We start from the raw sequence: 21,070 nt of genomic DNA, 5'->3' as shown, positions 1-21,070 counted from the left end.
CCTGGAGCCTCGCACCCATCGATCACCGGGCCTGCCGCACCCGTCCTGAGCTGCAAGATCAGCTTGGAAAAGGCTCAATGACTTCCGTGAGGAATTCTGGAAGGCTGTTGGGAACGATAGTGGTCTCGCTTCGGGCTTCTCTTCTCAGAATGTCGCCAGGATGCAGGCCGGCAACTCCCCGTTTGTGGCGGCATCTCAGCAGTATGGTGGAGGCCGGAACTACGTGCTGCATCATTCACAGCCGATCCAGCATGGTGGGGGCGTGTACGATATGGATAATTTGGTTGTAGTAACACCGTTGTATCATTCCCAGATACTTTCCCCGTCCTGCCACTACGGAAATGGATAGCAATGGACGTCGGTGACGACACGAAAAGGCGGGCGCTGGAGCTAGTGCGCCTTCTCCGTGATCCCCGCCTTCCTGACAGTGAAACTGACAGTCTCTTGGTTGAGTTGGAGCGGATAACGCGTTGTCCGAACGTCTCAGACCTTATGTTCTTCCGGGATCCGAGTCTGTCTGATCAGGAGGTCGTCGAGCAGGCGCTGAGCTATCGGCCGTTCACCTAGTAGTGCGCGAAATTCCGGGAAACATGGCCGTCTCAATCAGATGCGACGGGTTTTTCTGGATAGCTGTGGCCCGCCCGTCCGTGTGTGGATGTGCGCCAGCGGTGGTCGGCATGCGGGGCGGTTGCTGTCACCGTTGATGTCAGCCGAGGTGCACCAATCGATGCCTAGCGATGGGTGGGGCCGTGCCCCAGCGGGTATAGCGTTCTCCCTGGTGGGCGTGCGCGCGGGGCCGGAACGGCTGTAGCGCGTGCGCGCGGCCCGGCTTCGGCCGGGCCGCTTCTTGATCCTGTATGTACTCGCAGGCACGACGCCTGTGCTGGCACACAACAACAACGATGACCTGTGCGACATTGCGCGGGGAGCGGCAGGAAAGAGCAACACCAACAACACCGGTGTGGCAGCGGCACGGGACGGCTACACAGGAGAGGTTCGAACGGGCGAAAGCGGTTCGGTGCCCGGAAATGTGAACCCCGGGCTTGTGCCTAGGCTTCGGCAGGCACAAGATATGCAAAAGAACGGCATTCGTCTAGAGGAATGGGATCCCGGAACCTGCGCGGAATTCCATGCCGGCAATAACTTGATGAATGACGTGGGTGCCAACCTCGACGAGATTGAGTATGGGACCGTTCGAAAAGAGGACGGTACGCCGTTCCCATCCTGCGGCTGGTGTCGACAGATTCTTGGTGGCGGCGGGGCTACAGATCGGACACCGGGATGACAGAAGTGCCGACCTCGGGAGAGTCGCTCACAGAGTTCTTGGCCGGACTGGGCTGGATGCCTGCTCGACGCGTCGGTACAGAACTCGCGACAGCGGCTTGGACTTACGGAGGATTTGGTTTTTCAGATTCCGCACTAGCCTTCGTCGCACAATTTGATGGCCTTTCGTTTGAATATCCGAGGCACTCCTTGGTGGGCGGAACAGATGAATGCGTGCTTGACGCCGTCCGTGCAGCTGGTGCGATAAACGCCAGCCGACTCCACGAATACGAACATCGTGCGCAGCAGCAACTGACGCCGGTTGGGTTGGCCGGATCCAACCACGTGGTATTGATGTTGTCTATCTCTGGCGAAATGCTGGGAGGCTATGACGACTTTCTCGCGATCTACGGTGAAAGCGGCAAGCAGGCGCTATGGAACATTTATCATCGCGTCAAGCCGATTCGCCTTCCGTGAGGGACTGTCGGTCGGAAGTCTTGCGTCACACCCGGTATTGTAGATCCCTGATGCGTAGCTCGCTGTGACAGTGCTGTCGCGATATGCGCTGAAGGTCGTAGCTGTGCCTGGCGGTTGCTGTCACGGTTGGGTCGACTAGTTTGCATCAGCAAGACGATGATCCTGGCCCAATCTGATCCAGATGGCCTGGACAGCGAAGAGCGTCTGGGAGCTGACTTCGAGCGTCGGTTTGAGGAGAGCCTCACGGCCGCCCCGCCGAGCTGGGCGAGCCCACATTCGTGGGCTCATACGGTGACGCGGGTTTCCAGAGGATCTGGATGTCGTCGTTACCGTCCGGTGGTCGCGTCCCGGCGGATTCATCGGCCTTCACCTGAAGCACGAGGATCAGGGAGTTCCCTTCAGGATCGGTGGTCGCTTCCTGCACGCGCTCGACGGGGCCGAGCTGGCGGAGTTCGGCCGGCAGTTGGCCGCGGACGGACGGTCGATCCCTTGCCAGGGCCGAGGGGTACGCGCCGAAGGGCTACGTTTTCGCGCTGGTCCGCTCCGGCGAGCCCGGAGACGCCCAGGTGCTGCGGGACTACCTGGAGCGGTACCTGCCGCACCACGGCCTTCGTACCGACCAGTCGTACGTCATGGGTGGCCTGCTGTACCTGGACGATCGCCTGGGGACGGACTTCGCCTCGGATCTGCTGACCCCGGGCGGGCTCTGGGAGCGGTGGGCCACCGCGCCGGGCTGGCCACCCGAGGACCGTTGGCGGACGAAGGCGGAGGTCACCGCCTGGTGCGACTTCGCGGCGACGTACGACCGCTGACGTGGTGCGGTCCGGTCAGCGGTCGGTGGCGAGGACGTCGCGGGTCTCGCGGGCGATCTCCCGTTCCTCGTCGGTGCCGACCACCAGCACCGCCACCTCCGCACCGTCCGGGGAGATGACGCGGTCGCCGCGCCCGCCGTTGCGGGCCGGGTCGACGGTGATGCCGAGCCGCTCCAGCCCGGCCAGCGACGCCGTTCGCACCGCGGCGGCGTGCTCGCCGACCCCGGCGGTGAACGCGATCGCGTCGACCCGGCCGAGCAGCGCGTAGTACGCCCCCACGTAGCCGGTGATCCGCCGGCAGTAGACGTCGAAGGCCAGGGTCGCGTCCGGGTCGCCGGCGTCGCGTCGGGCCAGCACCTCGCGCATGTCGTTGACGCCGGTCAGCCCGAGCAGGCCGCTGCGGTGGTTGAGCAGGTCGTCGATCTCGTCCACGCCGAGGCCACCCTCGCGGCGCAGGTGGAAGATGACCGTCGGGTCGAGGTCGCCGCTGCGGGTGCCCATCACCAGGCCCTCCAGCGGTGACATGCCCATCGAGGTGGCCACGCTCCGCCCGCCCCGCACGGCGCACGCGCTCGCCCCGTTGCCCAGGTGCAGGGTGATCGTGTTCAGCTCGTCGTACGGGCGGTCGAGCAGGTCGGCGGTGCGCCGCGAGACGTACGCGTGCGAGGTGCCGTGGAAGCCGTACCGGCGGACGCCGTAGCGCTCCGCGGTGGTCTTGTCGATCGCGTACGTGGCGGCGGCGTCGGGCAGCGTGTGGTGGAACGCGGTGTCGAAGACCGCCACCTGCGGGGTGTCCGGCAGCGCCTCCAGGGCGACCCGGATGCCGGCCAGGTTGGCCGGGTTGTGCAGCGGGGCCAGTGGCACGAGGTCCTCGATGGCGGCGACGACGGCGTCGTCGATGCGTACCGGTGCGCTGAACTTCCGCCCGCCGTGCACCACCCGGTGCCCGACGGCGGCCAGCCCGGTCAGGTCGAGCCCACCGATGATCTCCCGGACCGCGCTCTCGTGGTCGGCCGGGCCGCCACCGGGTTCGCCGACCCGTTCCACGGTGCCCTTGGCGACCACCTCGTCGCCGTCGTAAAGCCGGTACTTGACCGACGAGGACCCGCTGTTGAGGACCAGGATGCGGCTCATTCCGACGCCTCCGTGGCGGCCTGGATGGCGGTGATCGCCACCGTGTTGACGATGTCCGGCACGGTGGCACCTCGGGACAGGTCGTTCACCGGCCGGCGCAGGCCCTGCATGACCGGGCCGACCGCGACCGCTCGGGCGGAGCGCTGCACCGCCTTGTAGGTGTTGTTGCCGGTGTTCAGGTCCGGGAAGATGAACACGGTGGCCCGCCCGGCGACCGGGCTGTCCGGCAGTTTCGTGGCCGCGACCTGCGGGTCGATCGCCGCGTCGTACTGGATGGGGCCCTCGACCAGCAGGTCGGGCCGGCGCTCCCGGACCAGCTTGGTAGCCGCGGCGACCTTCTCCACGTCGGCGCCCGCACCGGAGCTGCCGGTGGAGTACGACAGCATCGCCACCCGAGGTTCGATGCCGAAGCTGGCCGCGGTGTCGGCCGAGGAGATGGCGATGTCGGCGAGCTGGTCGGAGTCCGGGTCGGGGTTGACCGCGCAGTCGCCGTAGACCAGCACCCGGTCGGCGAGCAGCATGAAGAACACGCTGGAGGCGACGGACAGGCCGGGCACCGTCCGGATGATCTCGAACGCCGGGCGGATGGTGGCGGCCGTGGTGTGGGTGGCCCCGGAGACCATGCCGTCGGCGTGGCCGGTCTGCACCATCATCGTGCCGAAGTAGTTGGGCTGGGCCACGATGTCGTGGGCCAGTTCCAGAGTGACACCGCGGTGGGCGCGCAGCTCCGCGTACGCGGCGGCGAACTCGTCCCGCAACGGGCTGGTCGCCGGGTCGACCACCTGCGCGTCGCCGAGGTCGACGCCGAGTTCCCGGGTGCGGCGGGCGATGTCGTCGGGGCGGCCGAGCAGCGTCAGGTCGGCGACGCCGCGGCGCAGCAGCACCTCGGTGGCGCGCAGGATGCGCTCGTCGGTGCCCTCGGGCAGCACCAGCCGGCGGCGCCGGGCGCGGGCCCGGTCGATCAGGTCGTTCTCGAACATCAGCGGGGTGACCCGTGCGGAGCGGCTGACCCGCAGCCGGCGGGCCAGTTCGGTGGTGTCCACGCAACGCTCGAACGCGCCGAGCGCGGCCTCGACCTTGCGCGGGTTGGCGGTGCTCGGCCGGCCCTCGATCCGGCTGGACGCCGACACCGTGTCGTAGCTGTCGCTGGGCACCGAGAGCACGGCCAGCCCGGTGTTCATCCGCTCGACCAGGCGCATGGCCCGCGGGTCGGGCTGTTCGCCGAGCGTGAGCACCAGCCCGGCCAGGGACACCTGTCCGGCGACGTGCGCGGCGCCGGCGGCCACCAGCAGGTCGGCCCGGTCGCCCGGGGTGATCACCAGCGCCCCGTCGGTGAGGTGGTCCAGCAGGGTCGGCACGTGCGCCGCGCCGACCACGTAGTCGAGCACGTCGCGGTCCAGCGCGGCCTGGTCGCCGGTGAGCACGGTGCCGCGTAGCGCCGTCGACACCTCGGCCACCGTCGGCGCCGACACGGTCGGCACCTCGGGGATGGCGTACGCGGGGACCGGCAGCTCGGGCAGCGTCATCGGCGCGGGTACGCGGTTGGCGAGCACCGTGATCACGGTCGCGCCCAGGTCGGCGAGGTCGTGGTACGCCCCGCGCAACGCGGACGCGATCGCCTCCGGCGTCTGCCCGTGGCCGTCGACCACGGGCACCACGACGCTGCCGAACTCGGTCGCCAGCCGGGCGTTGAAGGCCAGCTCGCGGGGGCCGGCGCCGTCCCCGTCGGCGAAGTCGCTGCCGACCACGACGATCGCCGGGCAGCGGCGCTCGACCTCCCGGTAGCGGGTGACGATCCGGGAGATCAGCTCTTCCCGGCGGCCGTCCGCGACCAGCGCGGTGGCTTCGGCGTAGGTGGCGCCGTGCAGCTCGTCGACCGGTAGGTCCATCCGGTAGCGCTCGGTGAGCAGGGCCAGTATCGGGTCGGTGCCGTCCCCGGCGACCAGCGGCCGGAACGCGCCGATCCGCTCCACCTGTCGGGACAGCAACTCGGCCAGGCCGAGAGCCAGGGTCGACTTTCCTCCGCCCGACCCGACACTTGTCAGATACACGCTGCGCGCCACGCGCCCAACCTACAAGATCGAAGCGCTGACCGCCCGTTCCGCCTGGTCAGACCGGCTACCCGGCCGATAAAGCGGAATTTTTTCACATCTACACTTACTGGGTGGAAGGCCCGACAGCCGTGATTCCGGTGGTGCCGGAACCGCCCCCCGTCTTCGTCGATCCGAGCGGGCGGCGGCAGCGGCGGCTGCGCCGGCTCGCGTACTGCGCCGGCGCGGTGGGACTGATCTACACGCTGCTCGTCGGGGTCAGCTTCGCCGGTGGGCCGATCAGCCCAAGCACCGTCGTCCCGTTCGTCGACGAGACCACCGAGCAGCGGGAGCCGTCACCCACCCCGTCGGCACCGCCTACACCGGCGGCCACCTCGATCGCACCGGCCCCACCGGTCGTCTCCCGTACCGCGCCGACGGGGCCACCGGCCATCTCGGACACGCCCGCGAACACGGCCCGCCCCACCCCGCTGCCCAGCGCCCGGCCGACCCGGGCCACGCCGACCGTGCCCCGGCCCACCGCGCCGCCGCCCACCACCGCCCCGCCGACCGCCGCGCCGACCAGCACCGAGCCCACCACCGACGTTCCGCCGCCCGTCGTCGACCCGCCCGGCGGGGCCCCCGCGCCGGTCGAGCCGGCCGATGAGTGACAAGCCCACCGTCGGGCCGGGCCCGCCGCCCACCCGCCGCCGCCTGCCCCGACCGAGCTGGGCCCTGCTCACCATGGTCGTGATCGTCCTGGCCGGCCTGCTCGTGGTGCAGGCGTACACGAACGCCGCGTTCGTGCCAGGCGAACGGACGCCGCCGGGCAGCCAACGGGAGGTCCCCAGCTCGGTGATCCAGGGTGGCCCGATCGTCAACGTGGACGCCGAGGGCCGGACCCAGTCGCACCGCCTGCCCCCGCGCACCGTGGCGCTCACCTTCGACGACGGCCCCGACCCGAGGTGGACGCCGGAGGTGCTGCGCGTCCTGGACAAACACCAGGTCAAGGCCACGTTCTTCGTCGTCGGCGCCCAGGTCGTGCGCAACTCCGAGGTGACCCGACAGCTGGTGGCCGCGGGACACGAACTGGGCGTGCACACCTTCACCCACCCCGACCTCGCCGGCCTGCCCGACTGGCGCCGGGAACTGGAGTACGCGCAGACACAACTGGCCATCGCCGGCACCACAGGCGTCCGGCCGTCGTTGCTGCGCTTCCCGTACTCGTCCCACCCGGACGCCTACACCGACCAGGACTGGCCGATGCTCCGGCAGGCCGGCGAGCTGGGCTACCTGACCGTGGTCAACGACGTCGACAGCCGGGACTGGGAACTGCCCACCATCGACGAGATGATCGCCAACGCCACCCCCGCCGGGACCGCCGGCGCCGTCGCGCTGTGGCACGACGCGGGCGGCGACCGGGCCGGCACGGTGGCCGCGCTGGACCGCTACATCCCGATGATGCGGGAACGCGGGTACCAATTCACCACGGTCAGCGACGGACTCAGCCGGACGTTCGCGGCGGCCGGCGTGACAGGTGCGGTCGGCGGGCACGTGGCCGCCCCGGCCTTCCAACGGTGGCAGGGAACCGTGCTGGTCGGCGCGGTACGCGTCGCCGACGGCATGTTCGGGCTGTTCGGCGTCCTGTTCGTCCTGGTCGGCGTGCTCACCGTCGGCCGGGCCCTGCTGCTGATCCTGGTGGCCCGGCGGCATGCGGCCCGCCGCCGCCGGCCCGACTGGTCCTGGGGCCCGCCGGTCACCGAACCGGTCTCGGTGATCGTGCCCGTGTACAACGAGAAGGAGGGCATCGCCGCCGCCGTGAGTTCGCTCGCGACCGGCGACCACCCGGGCGGCATCGAGGTCGTGGTGGTCGACGACGGGTCCACCGACGGCAGCGCCGACATCGTGGCGGCGCTGCGCCTGCCCAACGTGCGGATCGTGCGCAAGCCCAACGGCGGCAAACCGAGCGCGTTGAACACCGGCGTCGCGCTGGCCCGGCACGACCTCATCGTCATGGTGGACGGCGACACGATCTTCGAGCCGGACTCGGTTCGCCGGTTGGTCCAGCCCTTCGCCGACCCCCGGGTCGGCGTGGTCGCCGGCAACGTCAAGGTCGGCAACCGCCGCGGCCTGCTCGCCAAGTGGCAACACATCGAGTACGTCATCGGCTTCAACCTCGACCGCCGCCTCTACGAGACGCTGCGCTGCATGCCCACCGTGCCCGGCGCGATCGGCGGGTTTCGCCGGCAGGCGCTGGCACAGGTGGGCGGGATGACCGACGAGACCCTCGCCGAGGACACCGACGTCACCATCGCGCTGGGCCGTGCCGGCTGGCACATCGTGTACGAGGAGAGCGCCCGCGCCTGGACCGAGGCGCCCGCCACGCTCGGCCAGTTGTGGAAACAGCGGTATCGGTGGAGCTACGGCACCATGCAGGCGATGTGGAAGCACCGACGGGCCGTGCTCGACGGCGGCCCGTCGGGTCGGTTCGCCCGCCGCTGCCTGTCCTTCCTGAGCCTGTTCGGCGTGCTGCTGCCGCTGGCCGCCCCGGTGATCGACCTGGTCGCCCTGTACGGGCTGATCTTCCTGGACCGGACCGACACGGTGGTGGCCTGGCTGGCGATGCTCGCGGTGCAGTTCCTCACCGCGCTGCTCGCGTTCCGGCTGGACCGGGAGAAACTCGGCGTGCTGTGGGTCCTACCCCTGCAACAGTTCGTCTACCGCCAGGTGATGTACCTGGTACTGCTCCAGGCGGTGGGCACCGCGCTCACCGGTGGCCGGCTGGGCTGGCAGAAGCTGCGGCGTACCGGAGAGATTCAGGTGATCGGGCGGGGCGCGGTCGGCTGACCGGCGGCGGCCCCGCCCGGCGGCACGTCAGTCGTCGTCCGGGTCGTCGAGGCGGGCCAGCCAGGTGGCGAACCGCTCGACGGGCGTCTCGAACTCCGGGTTCAGGTCGACGAAGTCACGCAGCCGCTCGCCCAGCCACTCCAGGCTCACCTGCTCGTCGCCCCGGCGCTCGACCAGTTCCTCGATGCCACGGTCGGTGAAGTACACGGCGTTCCTCTCGTCGTACGGCAGCGGCCCGCCCCAGGGTTGGGACGGGCCGCTGCGGTGGTGTCACGGGCGGGGGAGAGCCGCCTCGATCAGCGCGTTCTGCTCGACCTCGTGCATCTTCGCCGAGCCGACCGCCGGGGCAGCGGCGGCGGGGCGGGAGATGCGCCGCAGCCGGACCTCGGGCAGGTGCTCCAGCAGGTTGAGCGCGACGAACGACCAGGCGCCCTGGTTGGCCGGCTCCTCCTGGACCCAGGCGAAGTCCTCGGCGTTCGGGTACTGCGCGAGCGCCGCCCGGACCTCCTCGACGGGCAGCGGGTAGAGCTGCTCCATCCGGATGATCACGGTGTCCGTGACGCCCCGCTCCTGCCGGGCCTGGAACAGGTCGTAGTAGACCTTGCCCGAGCAGAGCAGCACCCGCTTGACCTGCTCCGGCGCCGGCGCCGCCGTGTCGGCGAGCACCGGGAAGAACGTGCCGGTGGTGAAGTCCGCCACAGGCGACACGCAGAGCTTGTGCCGCAGCAGCGACTTCGGCGTGAACACCACGAGCGGCTTGCGCTTGGGCGACAGGGCCTGGCGACGCAGGAGGTGGAAGTAGCTCGCCGGGGTGGTCGGGATGGCCACCCGCATGTTGTCCTCGGCGCAGAGCTGCAGGAACCGCTCCGGGCGGCCGGAGGTGTGGTCCGGCCCCTGGCCCTCGTGGCCGTGCGGCAGCAGCAGGGTGAGCGCGGAACGCTGTCCCCACTTCACCTCGCCGGAGGAGATGAACTCGTCGATCACCGACTGGGCGCCGTTGACGAAGTCGCCGAACTGGGCCTCCCAGGCCACCAGCGCGTTGATGTTCTCCACCGAGTAGCCGTACTCGAAGCCCATGGCCGCGTACTCGGAGAGCAGCGAGTCGTGGGCGAAGAAGCGGGACCGCTCGCCGTCGGCGGTGAGCGAGCTCAGCGGCAGGTGGTCCTCGCCGGTCTTGGCGTCGACCACCGAGGCGTGCCGCTGGACGAACGTACCCCGGCGGGAGTCCTGTCCGGCGAGCCGGACGGTCACCCCGTCGTGCAGCAGCGAGCCGAACGCGATGATCTCGCCGAAGCCCCAGTCGATGCCGCCCTCGACGGACATCTTGCGGCGCCGGTCCAGCAGCTGCTGGATGCGCTTGTGCGGGGTGAAGCCCTCGGGCAGGTTGACGTGCGCCTCGCCGATCGCCTGGACCACGGCGGGGTCGGTGGCGGTGTCGACCTGCGGCTCCGGCTCGTCCTCCCGCTTCGGGCGGCTGAGCTGACGCGGCGTGGTGGCCGCGTCCCGGGTGGCCTTGAAGACCCGTTCGAGCTGGGACTGGTAGTCGCGCAGCAGTTCCTCGGCGTCCTCCACGGTGATGTCACCGCGCCCGATCAGCTCCTCGGTGTAGAGCTTCCGGACCGACCGCTTCGAGTCGATGATCTTGTACATCTGGGGGTTGGACATCGACGGATCGTCGCCCTCGTTGTGCCCGCGCCGGCGGTAGCAGACCATGTCGATGACGACGTCCTTGTTGAACGCCTGCCGGTACTCGAAGGCCAGCCGCGCCACCCGGACGACCGCCTCCGGGTCGTCGCCGTTGACGTGGAAGATCGGCGCCTGGATCATCCGGGCAACGTCGGTGCTGTAGAGGCTGGACCGGCTGTACTCCGGGGCGGTGGTGAAGCCGACCTGGTTGTTGACCACCACGTGCACGGTCCCGCCGGTGCGGTAGCCGCGCAGCTGGGACAGGTTGAGCGTCTCGGCGACCACACCCTGGCCGGCGAACGCCGCGTCACCGTGCACCGCCAGCGGCAGCACGGTGTAGCCCTCCAGCTTGAGGTCGATGCGGTCCTGCTTGGCCCGGACGATGCCCTCCAGCACCGGGTCCACGGCCTCCAGGTGCGACGGGTTCGCCACCACCGACACCTTGACCGCGTGCTCGCCGTCCGGCGTGCTGAACTTGCCGTTCTGGCCGAGGTGGTACTTCACGTCGCCCGAGCCCTGCGTGGAACGCGGGTCGAGGTGCCCCTCGAACTCGGAGAAGATCTTCTCGTACGGCTTGCCGACGATGTTGGCCAGCACGTTGAGCCGGCCGCGGTGGGCCATGCCGATGACGACCTCGTCCAACCCGGCCTCGGCGGAGCACTCCAGCACCTCGCCGAGCAGCGGGATCAGCGACTCGCCGCCCTCCAGCGAGAAGCGCTTCTGGCCGACGTACTTCGTCTGCAGGAACGTCTCGAACGCCTCGGCGGCGTTGAGCCGGTTGAGCACGTGCTTCTGCTCGTCGGAGCTGGGCTTCTCGTACTTGCGCTCGACCCGCTCCTGGATCCAGCGCCGCTCCTCCGGGTCCTGGATGTGCATGTACTCGATGCCGACCCGGCGGCAGTACGAGTCACGCAGCACGCCGAGGATCGAGCGCAGCTTCATCCGCTGCTGGCCGGCGAAGCCGTTGACCGGAAAGATCCGGTCCAGGTCCCACAGCGTCAACCCGTGCTGGAGCACGTCCAGGTCGGGGTGCTTGCGGATGGTGAACTCCAGCGGGTCGGTGTCGGCCATCAGATGGCCGCGCACCCGGTACGCGTGGATCAGCTCGTGCACCCGCGCGGTCTTGTTGATCTGGCCCTCGCTGTCGACGGCCACGTCGCGCACCCAGCGCACCGGCTCGTACGGGATCCGCAGCGAGGTGAAGATGTCGTCGTAGAAGCCGCGTTCGCCGAGCAGCAGCTCGTGCATGACCTTGAGGAACTCGCCGGACTGCGCGCCCTGGATGATCCGGTGGTCGTACGTGCTGGTCAACGTGATGACCTTGCTGACCGCGTTCTGGGCCAGCGTGGTCTCGCTCATGCCCTGGTAGGGGGCCGGGTATTCCATCGCGCCGACACCGATGATGGCGCTCTGCCCCTGCATCAGGCGCGGGATCGAGTGCACGGTGCCGATGCCGCCCGGGTTGGTCAGCGAGATCGTCGTGCCGGTGTAGTCCTCCATGGTCAGCTCGTTGCGGCGGGCGCGCCGGATCACGTCCTCGTACGCCTGCCAGAACTGCCGGAAGTCCATCTGCTCGCAGCCCTTGATGGACGGGACCACCAGGTTGCGGGAGCCGTCCGGCTTGACCAGGTCGATCGCGATGCCCAGGTTGACGTGCTCCGGGCGCACCATAGCCGGCTTGCCGTCGACCTCGGCGAAGGAGTTGTTCATCTCCGGGTGCTCGACCACGGCGCGGACCAGCGCGTAGCCGATCAGGTGGGTGAAGCTGACCTTGCCGCCGCGACCGCGGTTGAGGTGGTTGTTGATCACGATGCGGTTGTCGACCAGCAGCTTGGCCGGGACGGAGCGCACGCTGGTGGCGGTCGGGACGGCGAGCGACGCGTCCATGTTCTGCACGATCTTGGCGGCCACGCCGCGCAGCGGGGTGGTGCCGGCGGCGCTCGCGGCGGGCGCCTTGGCGGCCGGCTTGGCCGGGGCGGCCTTCTTCGCCGGCTCGGACGCCTTCGCTGCCGGCTTCGCGGCAGGCTTGGCCGGAGCCGGCGCGGCCTTGGCGGGGGCGGGCTTCGGCTGCGCCTCGGCGGGCTGCTCGGTGACCGTGGCCACGGCCTCCTGCTGCTCGGCCGGCTCGGGCTTCGCGGCCGGCTCGGCCTGGCCGTCGGGGCGCGGCGTCGCGGCGCCCGGGGCCGGCCGATAGTCGGCGAAGAAGTCGTGCCAGGCCGAATCGACGCTCGATGGGTCGGCGAGGTAGCGCTGGTACATCTCCTCGACGATCCACTCGTTCGGGCCGAAACCCGCTAGTGGGTTCTCCTGCGAAGTCTGCTGGGTCGACACGGCCGCTAATCGCCTCTTTCACGCGGTTGTGAATGTCACGCGGTGGCCCCGGTGCCCCGGTGGCCGGCGCTGGATAAACCGATGCCAAGGCTACGCCGTGCGCTCGCCGCAGGCATTCTCGCCTCCGGCTGGTGGTCCGTTTCACAGAAGATGCCAGAAGTTCGGCAAACGCTGCGTGACCCACCGACTCCTGCTAGACAGCTAGGACCCCGCCCGGTGACGTGGGTCACCGGCCGGGGTCCGTCCCGACGCAGGTCAGGAGATGTCGCGCTTGCGGATGGTCGCCACGCCGATCGCGCCGGCCACCGCCGCGTACCCGATCAGCACCGCGGCGCCCGCCCACTGCGGCGGGCTGCCCGGGATGTCGGTGTCGCCGCCCACCATGAGCCCGGAGGCCAGCGACGGCACCAGCAGTTGGAGTTCGTTGATCCAGTCGCCGTACCGCGACGCCAGGAGGCTGAGGACGATGACCGCCCCGATCGCGCCGCCCAGGTAGAACAGGATGCCTGTCACGGTCGCGCCGATCTGGCTGCGGATCAGCACGCCGAGCCCGACGCCGAGTACCGCCCAGAGCAGGTAGGCCAGCCCGTTGAGCGCGATCGCACGCCAGATGGCCCCGCTGCCGAGCTGCGAGCCGACGTCCACCGAGTTGAGGATCAACGGCGAGGCGATCAGGTTGAGCACGGTGGTGACGAGCCAGAAGGCCAGCGCCAGCGTGCCGGCGGCGACCAGCTTGGCCAGCATCACCGCGGTGCGGTGCGGCGCGGTGAGGAACGTGGTGGTCACCGTCTGGTGGAAGAACTCGCTCGTCACCACCACGATGCCGAGCAGCATCACGATGAGCAGCCCGAAGAACTGGCCGTTGGTGTAGAGGTTGGCCGCCAGGTTGTCGGCGGCCGAGATGGCCTGCAACTGGTCGGACTGGTCGGCGGAAACCTCGCCGAAGTCCCCGCCGGCCAGCGCCTCGGTCTGCAACCAGTTGAAGAACAGCGTGAGCGCCCACAACGTCAGGCTGATCAACCCGAAGATCCACCAGGTGCTCGTGGTGCGGATCTTCAGCAGTTCGGAACGGACCAGGGTCATCGGATCTCCGCCTTTCCGGCCGTCAGCTCCAGGAAGACGCCTTCCAGGTCGGGGCGTTCGGTGGTCAGCTCGTGCAACTCGACCTTGGCGGCCAGCGCGAGCCGGCCCACGGTCGGCGCGTCCACGCCGCTGACCAGCAGCGCGCCGTGCGGGTCGGCCTCGACCGTGGCGGACTGCTCGCGCAGCGCCGTGGCCAGCTCGTCGGCCTGCGGGGTGCGGACCCGCACCCGGGCGCCGTGCGTCATCGAGCCCATCACCTGCTCCACCGGCCCCTGCCGGACCAGCTTGCCGGCGGCGATGATGACCACGTCGTCGGCGAGCAGCTGCATCTCGGAGAGCAGGTGGCTGGAGACCAGCACCGTGCGTCCCTCGGCGGCCAGCCCCTGGAGGAAGCCGCGCATCCACCGGATGCCCTCCGGGTCCAGACCGTTGGCCGGCTCGTCGAGCACAAGCACCTGCGGGTTGCCCAACATCGCGGCGGCGATACCGAGCCGCTGCTTCATGCCCAGCGAGTAACCCTTGAACTTGCGCTTCGCCGCCGGTGAGAGCCCGACCAGGGCGAGCGCCTCGTCGGCGCGCTCCTTGGGTAGGCCCGCGGCTGCGCAGATCACCCGCAGGTGGTTGATTCCGGTGCGGCCCTTGTGCGCGCTGGACGCCTCCAGGACCGCGCCCACCGTCCGCAGCGGGTCGGTCAGGTCGGCGTACCGGCTGCCACCGATGGTGGCCGAGCCGGCGCTCGGGGTCACGAGATTGAGCAGCATGCGCAGCGTGGTGGTCTTACCGGCGCCGTTCGGGCCGAGGAAGCCGGTGACCCGGCCCGGCTCGACCGTGAACGACAGGTTGTCCACCGCGCGGACGGTCTTGTACTGCTTGGTCAGGCCGGACACGATGATCTGGCCGGTCCCGGCATTGGGGCGTGGCTGCCCGTCGGACATCATTCTCCTCTCCTGCCCCGGCGCGCTGGACGCACGCCGGTGGGAACGCCGTTGCGGAGGCGCCCCGCCCAGCCTTGCAACCTGGCGCAACCGGGTCAATCAGGCGGGACGCGTACCCGCTGTCATCCTCCAGGCGGAGATCAGGGCGTCGGCAGCGCGACCCAGGTGGCGCGGGCCCGGCCGAGCAACCCGCCGTCCGGACCGTACAGGCTGGTGCGGACCTCGGCCTTACGCCCCTGGACGCCGACCGCGACGCCGGTCACCACGCACTCGTCGCCGGGCCGGGGCAGCGCCGTGATCTGCGCGGCGATCCGCCCCAGCACGTACGGGCGGCCGGGGGCCAGCACCGCCCAGCCGCCCGGGCAGTCCAGCGCCGCCCACACCGTCGCCGGGGTCACCTCGGCCGGCGCGCGCAACGGCGCGGCGGTCCGCCCGTCCGGCAGGCGTCCCGGGAAGATCCGCAGGCCGTCCGGGTGTGCCGGGCCGCAGACGTAGCAGCGGGGGAACGGGTGGTCCACCAGGCCGGGGTACGCCCGCGCGGCGGCCTCCGCACTCGCCCGGTCCACCGGCGGCACCACCGCGTCGACCGGCCGCACCCGGCGTACCTGGGCGACCAGGTGGCCGTCCGGGTCACGGACCTCGCCGTCGGCGGCGGTCAGCGGGGTGTCCAGCGGCGGTGGACGGCGCAACGTCACCTCCACCGGTCCCCGGTCGTCGACGAGCGCGGCGAAGATCCCGGCGCTCCAGCCGCCGTTGCCGGAGCCGTCCGGTCCCTGGTAGCGGGCCTCGACGAGCAATGCGCACCTCCCGGGTCGACGCCGCCGGCTCCACCGCCCGCGGTCCGACCGGCAGCCTCGCACACCGTGCGCTGCCGGCCGTCCGGCCGGTTCGTGCCACAGGCGCCCCGTCGATAACGCGACTGTATCTTGTTCAATCGCGATGTATCGCGTTAGGCTCCTCGCATCACATGGTGTGCCGCCGGTCGGTACACCGACGAGGGGAGCGCACGCCATGACCATCTGGACAGTCGACAACCCGCAGCGGCTCGACCTCACCGAGCCGGTCACCCAGCTCGACGTCCGGCTCGTCAGCGGCCGGCTCAACGTGGTCGGCACCGACGGCCCGGCCCGGGTCGACGTGACCGGGATCAGCGGCCGGCCGCTCGTGGTCGAGCTGCACGACGGTCGGCTGACGGTCCGCTACGAGCGCACGGGCCGCTGGCCGGGCGTGCTCTGGTCGTTCGGCCGGCTGCACCGGCAGTTCCACGCCGACGTGTCCCTCGCCGTGCCCACCGAGGTGCTGGCCGACCTGCACCTGGTGAGCGGCGAGCTTGTCGCCTCCGGCCTGCGGCGCGACACTCGCGTCCACGTCACCTCCGGTCGGGTCACGCTCAAGGGCCTGCGCGGGCGCACCACCGCGAACGCCGTCTCCGCGCACGTCGAGGCGCTCGGCATCGGCGGCGACCTCGACCTGGAGACGGTCTCCGGCGAGCTGGCCCTCGCCGACAGCGCACCCGAGCGGATCCGCGCCCACACCGTCTCTGGCTCGATCACCTGCGACCTGGACAACCCCCGGGGCGGCGAGATCAGGCTCAGCGCGATCTCCGGCGGCATCACCGTGCGGGTCCGCGAGGACAGCGACCTCACCGTGCACCTGCACACCACCTCCGGCCGGATCACCAGCGCCTTCCCGCAGGTGGGCGGCGGCCGGCAGGGGCTGGGCCCGATCAAGGACAGCCGCGGCGTGCTCGGCGCGGGCGGGGGTAGGCTCTCGGCCACCGCGACCTCGGGCAGCATCGCGTTGCTCGCCCGGCCGGTCGCCACCGTCGACGACCGGGAGGACCTGCCGTGACCGCCGTGTTCAGCCACGGCCGGCTGCGGCTGTACCTGCTGAAGCTGCTCGACGACGGCCCCAAGCACGGCTACGAGCTGATCCGTCTGCTGGAGGAGCGGTTCCTCGGCCTCTACGCGCCCAGCGCCGGCACCATCTACCCCCGGCTGCAACGGCTGGAGGTGGAGGGACTTGTCACCCACACCGCCGCGGGCGGGCGCAAGGTCTACGAGATCACCGAGGCGGGCCGCGCCGAGCTACGACAGCGCGCCGGCGAGCTGTCGACGCTGGAGGCCGACATCACCGCCTCCGTCGAGGACCTCTCCGCGTTGGCCGGTGAGATCCACACCGAGGTACGCGGGTCGGTCCGCGACCTGAAGCGTGAGCTGCGCGAGGCCACCCGGCAGACCCGCCAGGGCCGGTGGACGTCCCCGCCACGCCCCACCGCCCCGCCGGCCGGCGACGAGGGACCCGGCCCGGCGGGTGACCCACCGCTCGCCGAGTTCGACAGGCGGCTGGCCGAGTTCACCGTCGAGGTCGGTGCCCTCGTCCGGGCCCGCCGGCCCAGCGACCAGCAGGTGCGCACCGCGATCCGGCTGCTCGACGGCGCGCTCGACGGGCTGCGGCGGCTGCTCCGCTGAGCTCACAGATTGTTTCCAGCATCCGCCCAGCGCGGCCGCAGCCAGAGCGCGGATGATGGGGCCATGGCGGCTACCCAGACCGAGGCTCGACTTCTCGTCGTCGAGGACGACCCCAACATCCTCGAACTGCTCTCCGCGAGCCTACGTTTCGCCGGGTTCGACGTGGCCACCGCGACAAGCGGCAGCGCCGCGCTGACCGTCGCCAAGGACCACCGGCCCGACCTGGTCGTGCTGGACGTGATGCTGCCCGACCTGGATGGCTTCGAGGTCATCCGGATGCTCCGCGAGGGCGGCACGCGTACCCCGGTGGTCTTCCTGACCGCGCGGGACGCCACCGACGACAAGATCCGCGGGTTGACCCTGGGCGGCGACGACTACGTCACCAAGCCGTTCAGCCTGGAGGAACTGACCGCCCGGATCCGGGCGGTGCTGCGCCGCACCGCCACCGGTGACCAGGTGCCGTCCCGGCTCACCTTCGCCGACCTGGAGTTGGACGAGGAAACCCACGAGGTGCACCGGGCCGGGCAGCGCGTGCAGCTCTCACCCACCGAGTTCAAGCTGCTGCGCTACCTGATGCTCAACGCCAACCGGGTACTCAGCAAGGCGCAGATCCTCGATCACGTGTGGAACTACGACTTCCGCGGTGACGACAACATCGTCGAGTCCTACATCTCCTACCTGCGGCGCAAGGTGGACAACACCCAGCCCCGGCTGATCCACACCCTGCGCGGGGTCGGCTACGTGCTGCGCAAGCCGGCGGCGTGAACCTCGTCCACCTCGCGAAGGGCTGGCTCAGCGGTGTCCCGCTGCGGCTCAAGCTGGTCACCGCCGTGCTGGCGCTGGTGGCCGGCGCGCTGGTGGTGATCAGCGTCTCCACCGCCTACTTCCTGCACAACTACCTGGTCGACCGGATCGACGGCGAGCTGGACGACCAGTTCAAGCGCGGCGTGGTGGTGAGCGAGAACGACCCGAACCGCCTGCCCACCGACTACATGGCCAGCCAGTGGGACCGCAAGAGCCAGCTCGCGCTGGTCGAGCGGGACAGCTCGCTCGTCGCCGACGACCTGCCGGCCGGGCTGAAGCAGGCCGACTGGTACCTGGAGCACGCGGGCGGGGCCGCCTTCACCGACGAGGGCGCCGACAAGCGGGTCCGGTGGCGGATCGTGGTGCGGCAGATCGACCAGAACACCTACCTGGCCATCGGGCAGAACCTCGACGAGGTCGACCTGGCCGTCCGGCAGTTGCTCTGGATAGACCTACTCGTCGGTGGCGCGGTGCTGATCATCCTGGCGTCCCTCGGCGCGGGGATCGTCCGGGCCAGCCTGAAACCGCTCGTCGAGATCGAACGGACCGCCGGGGCCATCGCCGGCGGTGACCTGACCCGCCGGGTGCCCGACCCGGAGAAGGGGCGGGCCTGCCCGACCTCCGAACTGGGCCGACTGTCGCGGGCGCTGAACGCGATGCTGGCCCAGATCGAGGCGGCGTTCACCGCGCGGGCCGCCTCCGAGGCGGCGGCCCGTACCGCCGAGGCGGGCGCCCGGGACGCCGCCGCCTCGGCGCAGGCGTCCGAGGCGCGGGCCCGCCGCTCCGAGGAGCGGATGCGGCAGTTCATCGCCGACGCCTCGCACGAGCTGCGCACGCCCCTGACCACGATCCGGGGCTTCGCCGAGCTGTACCGGCAGGGGGCGGTGCGGGAACCGCAGCAGACCACCGACCTGCTGCGCCGCATCGAGGACGAGGCGTCCCGGATGGGGCTGCTGGTCGAGGACCTGCTGCTGCTGGCCCGGATGGACCGGGAGCGGCCGATCGCGCTGGCCCCGGTGGAACTGCCGGTGCTGGCCCTGGACGCGGTGGAGGCGGCCCGGGTGGTCGCACCGCAACGGCGGATCGAGTTGGAGTGGGACCCGGGCGTCGGCCCGCTCGTGGTGCTCGGCGACGACGCCCGGCTGCGCCAGGTCATCGGCAACCTGATGACGAACGCGCTGACCCACACCCCGCCGGACACCGAGGTGACCCTGCGGCTGCGGGCGGAGGAAGGCAATCTCGCCGTGGTGGAGGTGGCGGACACCGGTCCCGGGCTGACACCGGAGCAGGCCGAGCGGGTCTTCGAGCGCTTCTACCGGGTGGACGCCGCCCGTACCCGCCGACCGGGCGTCCCGACCAGCACCGGTCTCGGCCTGGCCATCGTGGCCGCGCTCGTCGCGGTGCACCACGGCACCGTGGAGGTGGCGGAGACACCCGGTGGCGGGGCGACGTTCCGGGTGAAGTTGCCACTGCTGCGGGAGGCCCCGGAACCCGGGGAGTGACGTTCAGAAAACATCCAGGTGGATTCCAGGCTGATGACAGTGCGACGGGGAAAGCTGGATGCATGACCGACCACGAGACCGATCCGCAGCGGTCGCCGGCCCCCGCCGACGCCGAGCCGTCGCACCACACCGCCGAGCTGCCCCGCGTCGAGAGCGGGACGTCGGACTCCACCACCACGACCCCGGCGTCCACGCCGGTTCCGGCCGACTCCCCGGCCGCCGGGACCGCCGCGCCCGCCGCAGGCCCCTACCCGCCGTCGTCCGCGCCGCCGCCGGCCGACACGTACCCGACGCCGCCGTCCACACCGCCGTACCAGGGCGCCGGACAGCAGCACCAGCCCTGGTACGGGGCGCAGCACCAGCAGGGCGGCTGGTCCCCGCAGGGCGGGACGGGCCACCATTCGCCGCAGTACGGCGGTCCGGTGCCGCCGTACCAGGGGCCGCCGCGCGGGCCGCAGCCGTACCCGGGCGCGCCGCAGCCGTACCCGGCCGGCCAGCCGGCGTCGCCGTGGGGCCCGCAGCCGGCGCGGCCCAGCCGGGCTGGGAAGGTCATCGGCGTGGGCGCGTTGGCGCTGGTGCTGATGTTCGGCTCCGGGGTGGCTGGCGGCGCGCTCGCGCTCGGGCTCAGCGACGGCGGCGGCGTGACCCGCACCTACTCCGCCGCCCCCGTGATCAACGGTGCCGACCTTCCCAAGATCGCGGCGTCCGTCCAGGACAGCATCGTCACGATCATGACCGGCAGCGGTGAGGGATCCGGGGTGATCCTCAGCGCCGACGGGTTCGTGCTCACCAACAACCACGTGGTCGCCGGCGCCGGCAACGACACCGTCCGGGTGGTCTTCGCCGACGGCAAGAGCGCGTCCGCGAAGGTTGTCGGGACCGACCCGAAGACCGACCTCGCGGTGGTCCAGGCCAGCGGGGTGAGCGATCTGAAGGCGGCCAGGTTCGGCGACAGCGACGCCATGCAGGTGGGCGACCAGGTGCTCGCGCTGGGCAGCCCGCTCGGTCTGCAGGGCTCGGTCACCGCGGGCATCCTCAGCGCCCGGGACCGCACCATCCAGGCCGGGGGGAGCGGTCAGCAGAACCCGCAGCAGAACCCGCAGCAGGGCACCAGCTCGATCTCCGGCCTGTTGCAGACCGACGCGCCGATCAACCCGGGCAACTCCGGCGGTGCGCTCGTCAACACCCGCGGCGAGGTGATCGGCATCAACACCGCGATCGCCACCGCCGGGCAGGGCAGCACCGGCAACATCGGTGTGGGTTTCGCCATCCCGAGCAACAAGGCCAAGGACGTGGCCGAGAAGCTCCAGCGCGGCGAGAAGGTCAGCCACCCCTCGCTTGGGGTCAGCGTGAACGCCGCCGAGGACGGCGGGGCGCTGGTCGCCGCCGTCACCCCGGGCAGCGCCGCGGAGAAGGCCGGGCTCCAGCGGGGCGACGTCATCACCAAGTTCGGCGACAAGATGATCAACGATTCGAACGATCTGGTCGGCGCGGTGCAGGCCGGCAAGGTCGGCGACCGGGTCGAGATCGAGTACAAGCGGAACGGATCGGCCCGGACGGCAACCGCGACGCTCGCCGAAGCGTCATAGTCCGAAGACCTGCCTCCCTCCCGGGCGGGGGGGGGGGGGGGGGGGGGGGGGGGGGGGGGGGGGGGGGGCCCGCGGCCGCGGGGGGGGGGGGGGGGCGGAGTCTAAG

At 70.8% G+C, this 21,070-nt stretch carries 17 protein-coding genes and 1 pseudogene; 11 read left to right on the top strand and 7 right to left on the bottom strand.

All coding sequences use genetic code 11. From position 1 onward, the window contains the following. Nucleotides 1-124 precede the first annotated feature (124 nt). The 4 genes and pseudogenes from ACLQ2X_RS27635 to ACLQ2X_RS27620 all read left to right on the top strand — a co-directional run. A pseudogene (locus tag ACLQ2X_RS27635) lies at nucleotides 125-349 on the top strand (HNH endonuclease signature motif containing protein); the annotation flags it as partial. 465 nt (nucleotides 350-814) lie between these two features. Beyond that, nucleotides 815-1,285: a hypothetical protein gene (locus ACLQ2X_RS27630; protein ID WP_425684010.1), complete on the top strand. Its 471-nt coding sequence runs from the start codon at nucleotides 815-817 to the stop codon at nucleotides 1,283-1,285. Further along, nucleotides 1,282-1,740: an SUKH-3 domain-containing protein gene (locus tag ACLQ2X_RS27625; protein ID WP_425684009.1), complete on the top strand. Its 459-nt coding sequence runs from the start codon at nucleotides 1,282-1,284 to the stop codon at nucleotides 1,738-1,740. Before ACLQ2X_RS27630 ends, ACLQ2X_RS27625 begins: the two co-directional genes overlap by 4 nt. Nucleotides 1,741-2,147: 407 nt before the next feature. Further along, the gene (locus ACLQ2X_RS27620; protein ID WP_425684008.1) at nucleotides 2,148-2,552 is read left to right on the top strand and encodes a DUF6000 family protein; all 405 of its coding nucleotides are present in this window, start codon (nucleotides 2,148-2,150) and stop codon (nucleotides 2,550-2,552) included. Nucleotides 2,553-2,567: 15 nt separating this feature from the next. Here the strand turns inward: ACLQ2X_RS27620 and ACLQ2X_RS27615 are convergent, their stop codons facing one another. Next, nucleotides 2,568-3,686 carry an acetate/propionate family kinase gene (locus ACLQ2X_RS27615; RefSeq protein ID WP_425684007.1) on the bottom strand — a complete coding sequence of 373 codons (1,119 nt, stop codon included), beginning with the start codon at nucleotides 3,684-3,686 and terminating at the stop codon, nucleotides 2,568-2,570. Then, nucleotides 3,683-5,749, bottom strand: coding sequence for a phosphate acetyltransferase (gene pta / locus ACLQ2X_RS27610; RefSeq protein ID WP_425684006.1), 2,067 nt, complete (start codon nucleotides 5,747-5,749; stop codon nucleotides 3,683-3,685). The genes ACLQ2X_RS27615 and pta overlap by 4 nt, the downstream gene beginning before the upstream one ends. A gap of 101 nt (nucleotides 5,750-5,850) precedes the next feature. Between pta and ACLQ2X_RS27605 the strand changes: the two genes are divergently transcribed. Together ACLQ2X_RS27605 and ACLQ2X_RS27600 are read left to right on the top strand one after the other, a co-directional pair. Then, on the top strand, nucleotides 5,851-6,387 hold the full coding sequence (locus tag ACLQ2X_RS27605) for a hypothetical protein (RefSeq protein WP_425684005.1): 537 nt from the start codon (nucleotides 5,851-5,853) through the stop codon (nucleotides 6,385-6,387). Continuing rightward, complete coding sequence (locus ACLQ2X_RS27600; protein ID WP_425684004.1) at nucleotides 6,380-8,563, top strand: bifunctional polysaccharide deacetylase/glycosyltransferase family 2 protein; 2,184 nt, start codon at nucleotides 6,380-6,382, stop codon at nucleotides 8,561-8,563. Before ACLQ2X_RS27605 ends, ACLQ2X_RS27600 begins: the two co-directional genes overlap by 8 nt. A 27-nt stretch (nucleotides 8,564-8,590) precedes the next feature. Here ACLQ2X_RS27600 and ACLQ2X_RS27595 read toward each other — a convergent pair whose 3' ends face one another. The 5 genes from ACLQ2X_RS27595 to ACLQ2X_RS27575 all read right to left on the bottom strand — a co-directional run bounded on the left by ACLQ2X_RS27595 (nucleotide 8,591) and on the right by ACLQ2X_RS27575 (nucleotide 15,395). Next, nucleotides 8,591-8,770 (bottom strand): DUF6104 family protein, encoded by a 180-nt coding sequence (locus ACLQ2X_RS27595; RefSeq protein ID WP_357383756.1) that lies wholly within the window; start codon nucleotides 8,768-8,770, stop codon nucleotides 8,591-8,593. A gap of 63 nt (nucleotides 8,771-8,833) precedes the next feature. Beyond that, nucleotides 8,834-12,580, bottom strand: a complete 3,747-nt coding sequence (locus ACLQ2X_RS27590; protein WP_425684003.1) for a multifunctional oxoglutarate decarboxylase/oxoglutarate dehydrogenase thiamine pyrophosphate-binding subunit/dihydrolipoyllysine-residue succinyltransferase subunit — start codon at nucleotides 12,578-12,580, stop codon at nucleotides 8,834-8,836. A gap of 255 nt (nucleotides 12,581-12,835) precedes the next feature. Beyond that, nucleotides 12,836-13,663: an ABC transporter permease gene (locus ACLQ2X_RS27585; protein ID WP_425684002.1), complete on the bottom strand. Its 828-nt coding sequence runs from the start codon at nucleotides 13,661-13,663 to the stop codon at nucleotides 12,836-12,838. Beyond that, on the bottom strand, nucleotides 13,660-14,601 hold the full coding sequence (locus ACLQ2X_RS27580) for an ABC transporter ATP-binding protein (protein WP_425684001.1): 942 nt from the start codon (nucleotides 14,599-14,601) through the stop codon (nucleotides 13,660-13,662). The genes ACLQ2X_RS27585 and ACLQ2X_RS27580 overlap by 4 nt, the downstream gene beginning before the upstream one ends. 137 nt (nucleotides 14,602-14,738) lie before the next feature. Beyond that, nucleotides 14,739-15,395 carry a hypothetical protein gene (locus ACLQ2X_RS27575; protein WP_425684000.1) on the bottom strand — a complete coding sequence of 219 codons (657 nt, stop codon included), beginning with the start codon at nucleotides 15,393-15,395 and terminating at the stop codon, nucleotides 14,739-14,741. A gap of 214 nt (nucleotides 15,396-15,609) precedes the next feature. On the opposite strand from ACLQ2X_RS27575, the gene ACLQ2X_RS27570 reads away from it, so the two are divergent. The 5 genes from ACLQ2X_RS27570 to ACLQ2X_RS27550 all read left to right on the top strand — a co-directional run bounded on the left by ACLQ2X_RS27570 (nucleotide 15,610) and on the right by ACLQ2X_RS27550 (nucleotide 20,964). Further along, nucleotides 15,610-16,449, top strand: a complete 840-nt coding sequence (locus ACLQ2X_RS27570) for a DUF4097 family beta strand repeat-containing protein (protein WP_425683999.1) — start codon at nucleotides 15,610-15,612, stop codon at nucleotides 16,447-16,449. After that, nucleotides 16,446-17,069, top strand: a complete 624-nt coding sequence (locus tag ACLQ2X_RS27565) for a PadR family transcriptional regulator (RefSeq protein ID WP_425683998.1) — start codon at nucleotides 16,446-16,448, stop codon at nucleotides 17,067-17,069. The genes ACLQ2X_RS27570 and ACLQ2X_RS27565 overlap by 4 nt, the downstream gene beginning before the upstream one ends. Nucleotides 17,070-17,132: 63 nt before the next feature. Then, complete coding sequence (locus tag ACLQ2X_RS27560; protein ID WP_425683997.1) at nucleotides 17,133-17,834, top strand: response regulator transcription factor; 702 nt, start codon at nucleotides 17,133-17,135, stop codon at nucleotides 17,832-17,834. Further along, the gene (locus tag ACLQ2X_RS27555) at nucleotides 17,831-19,375 is read left to right on the top strand and encodes an ATP-binding protein (RefSeq protein WP_425683996.1); all 1,545 of its coding nucleotides are present in this window, start codon (nucleotides 17,831-17,833) and stop codon (nucleotides 19,373-19,375) included. Before ACLQ2X_RS27560 ends, ACLQ2X_RS27555 begins: the two co-directional genes overlap by 4 nt. A 62-nt stretch (nucleotides 19,376-19,437) precedes the next feature. Next, nucleotides 19,438-20,964 (top strand): trypsin-like peptidase domain-containing protein, encoded by a 1,527-nt coding sequence (locus ACLQ2X_RS27550; RefSeq protein WP_425683995.1) that lies wholly within the window; start codon nucleotides 19,438-19,440, stop codon nucleotides 20,962-20,964. Nucleotides 20,965-21,070 lie beyond the last annotated feature (106 nt).

Source organism: Micromonospora sp. DT31 (assembly GCF_049841795.1).
In the GTDB taxonomy this organism is placed as follows: domain Bacteria; phylum Actinomycetota; class Actinomycetes; order Mycobacteriales; family Micromonosporaceae; genus Micromonospora.
Note: the sequence above shows the minus strand (reverse complement) of the source record. Positions and strands in the feature narration are given on the sequence as shown.

What these genes read in the sequence shown, in the direction of transcription:
- ACLQ2X_RS27625 (WP_425684009.1), top strand. Translation starts at nt 1,282, where the DNA reads ATGACAGAAGTGCCGACCTCGGGAGAGTCGCTCACAGAGTTCTTGGCC.
- ACLQ2X_RS27615 (WP_425684007.1), bottom strand. Translation starts at nt 3,686, where the DNA reads ATGAGCCGCATCCTGGTCCTCAACAGCGGGTCCTCGTCGGTCAAGTAC.
- ACLQ2X_RS27600 (WP_425684004.1), top strand. Translation starts at nt 6,380, where the DNA reads ATGAGTGACAAGCCCACCGTCGGGCCGGGCCCGCCGCCCACCCGCCGC.
- ACLQ2X_RS27585 (WP_425684002.1), bottom strand. Translation starts at nt 13,663, where the DNA reads ATGACCCTGGTCCGTTCCGAACTGCTGAAGATCCGCACCACGAGCACC.
- ACLQ2X_RS27580 (WP_425684001.1), bottom strand. Translation starts at nt 14,601, where the DNA reads ATGATGTCCGACGGGCAGCCACGCCCCAATGCCGGGACCGGCCAGATC.
- ACLQ2X_RS27570 (WP_425683999.1), top strand. Translation starts at nt 15,610, where the DNA reads ATGACCATCTGGACAGTCGACAACCCGCAGCGGCTCGACCTCACCGAG.
- ACLQ2X_RS27560 (WP_425683997.1), top strand. Translation starts at nt 17,133, where the DNA reads ATGGCGGCTACCCAGACCGAGGCTCGACTTCTCGTCGTCGAGGACGAC.
- ACLQ2X_RS27550 (WP_425683995.1), top strand. Translation starts at nt 19,438, where the DNA reads ATGACCGACCACGAGACCGATCCGCAGCGGTCGCCGGCCCCCGCCGAC.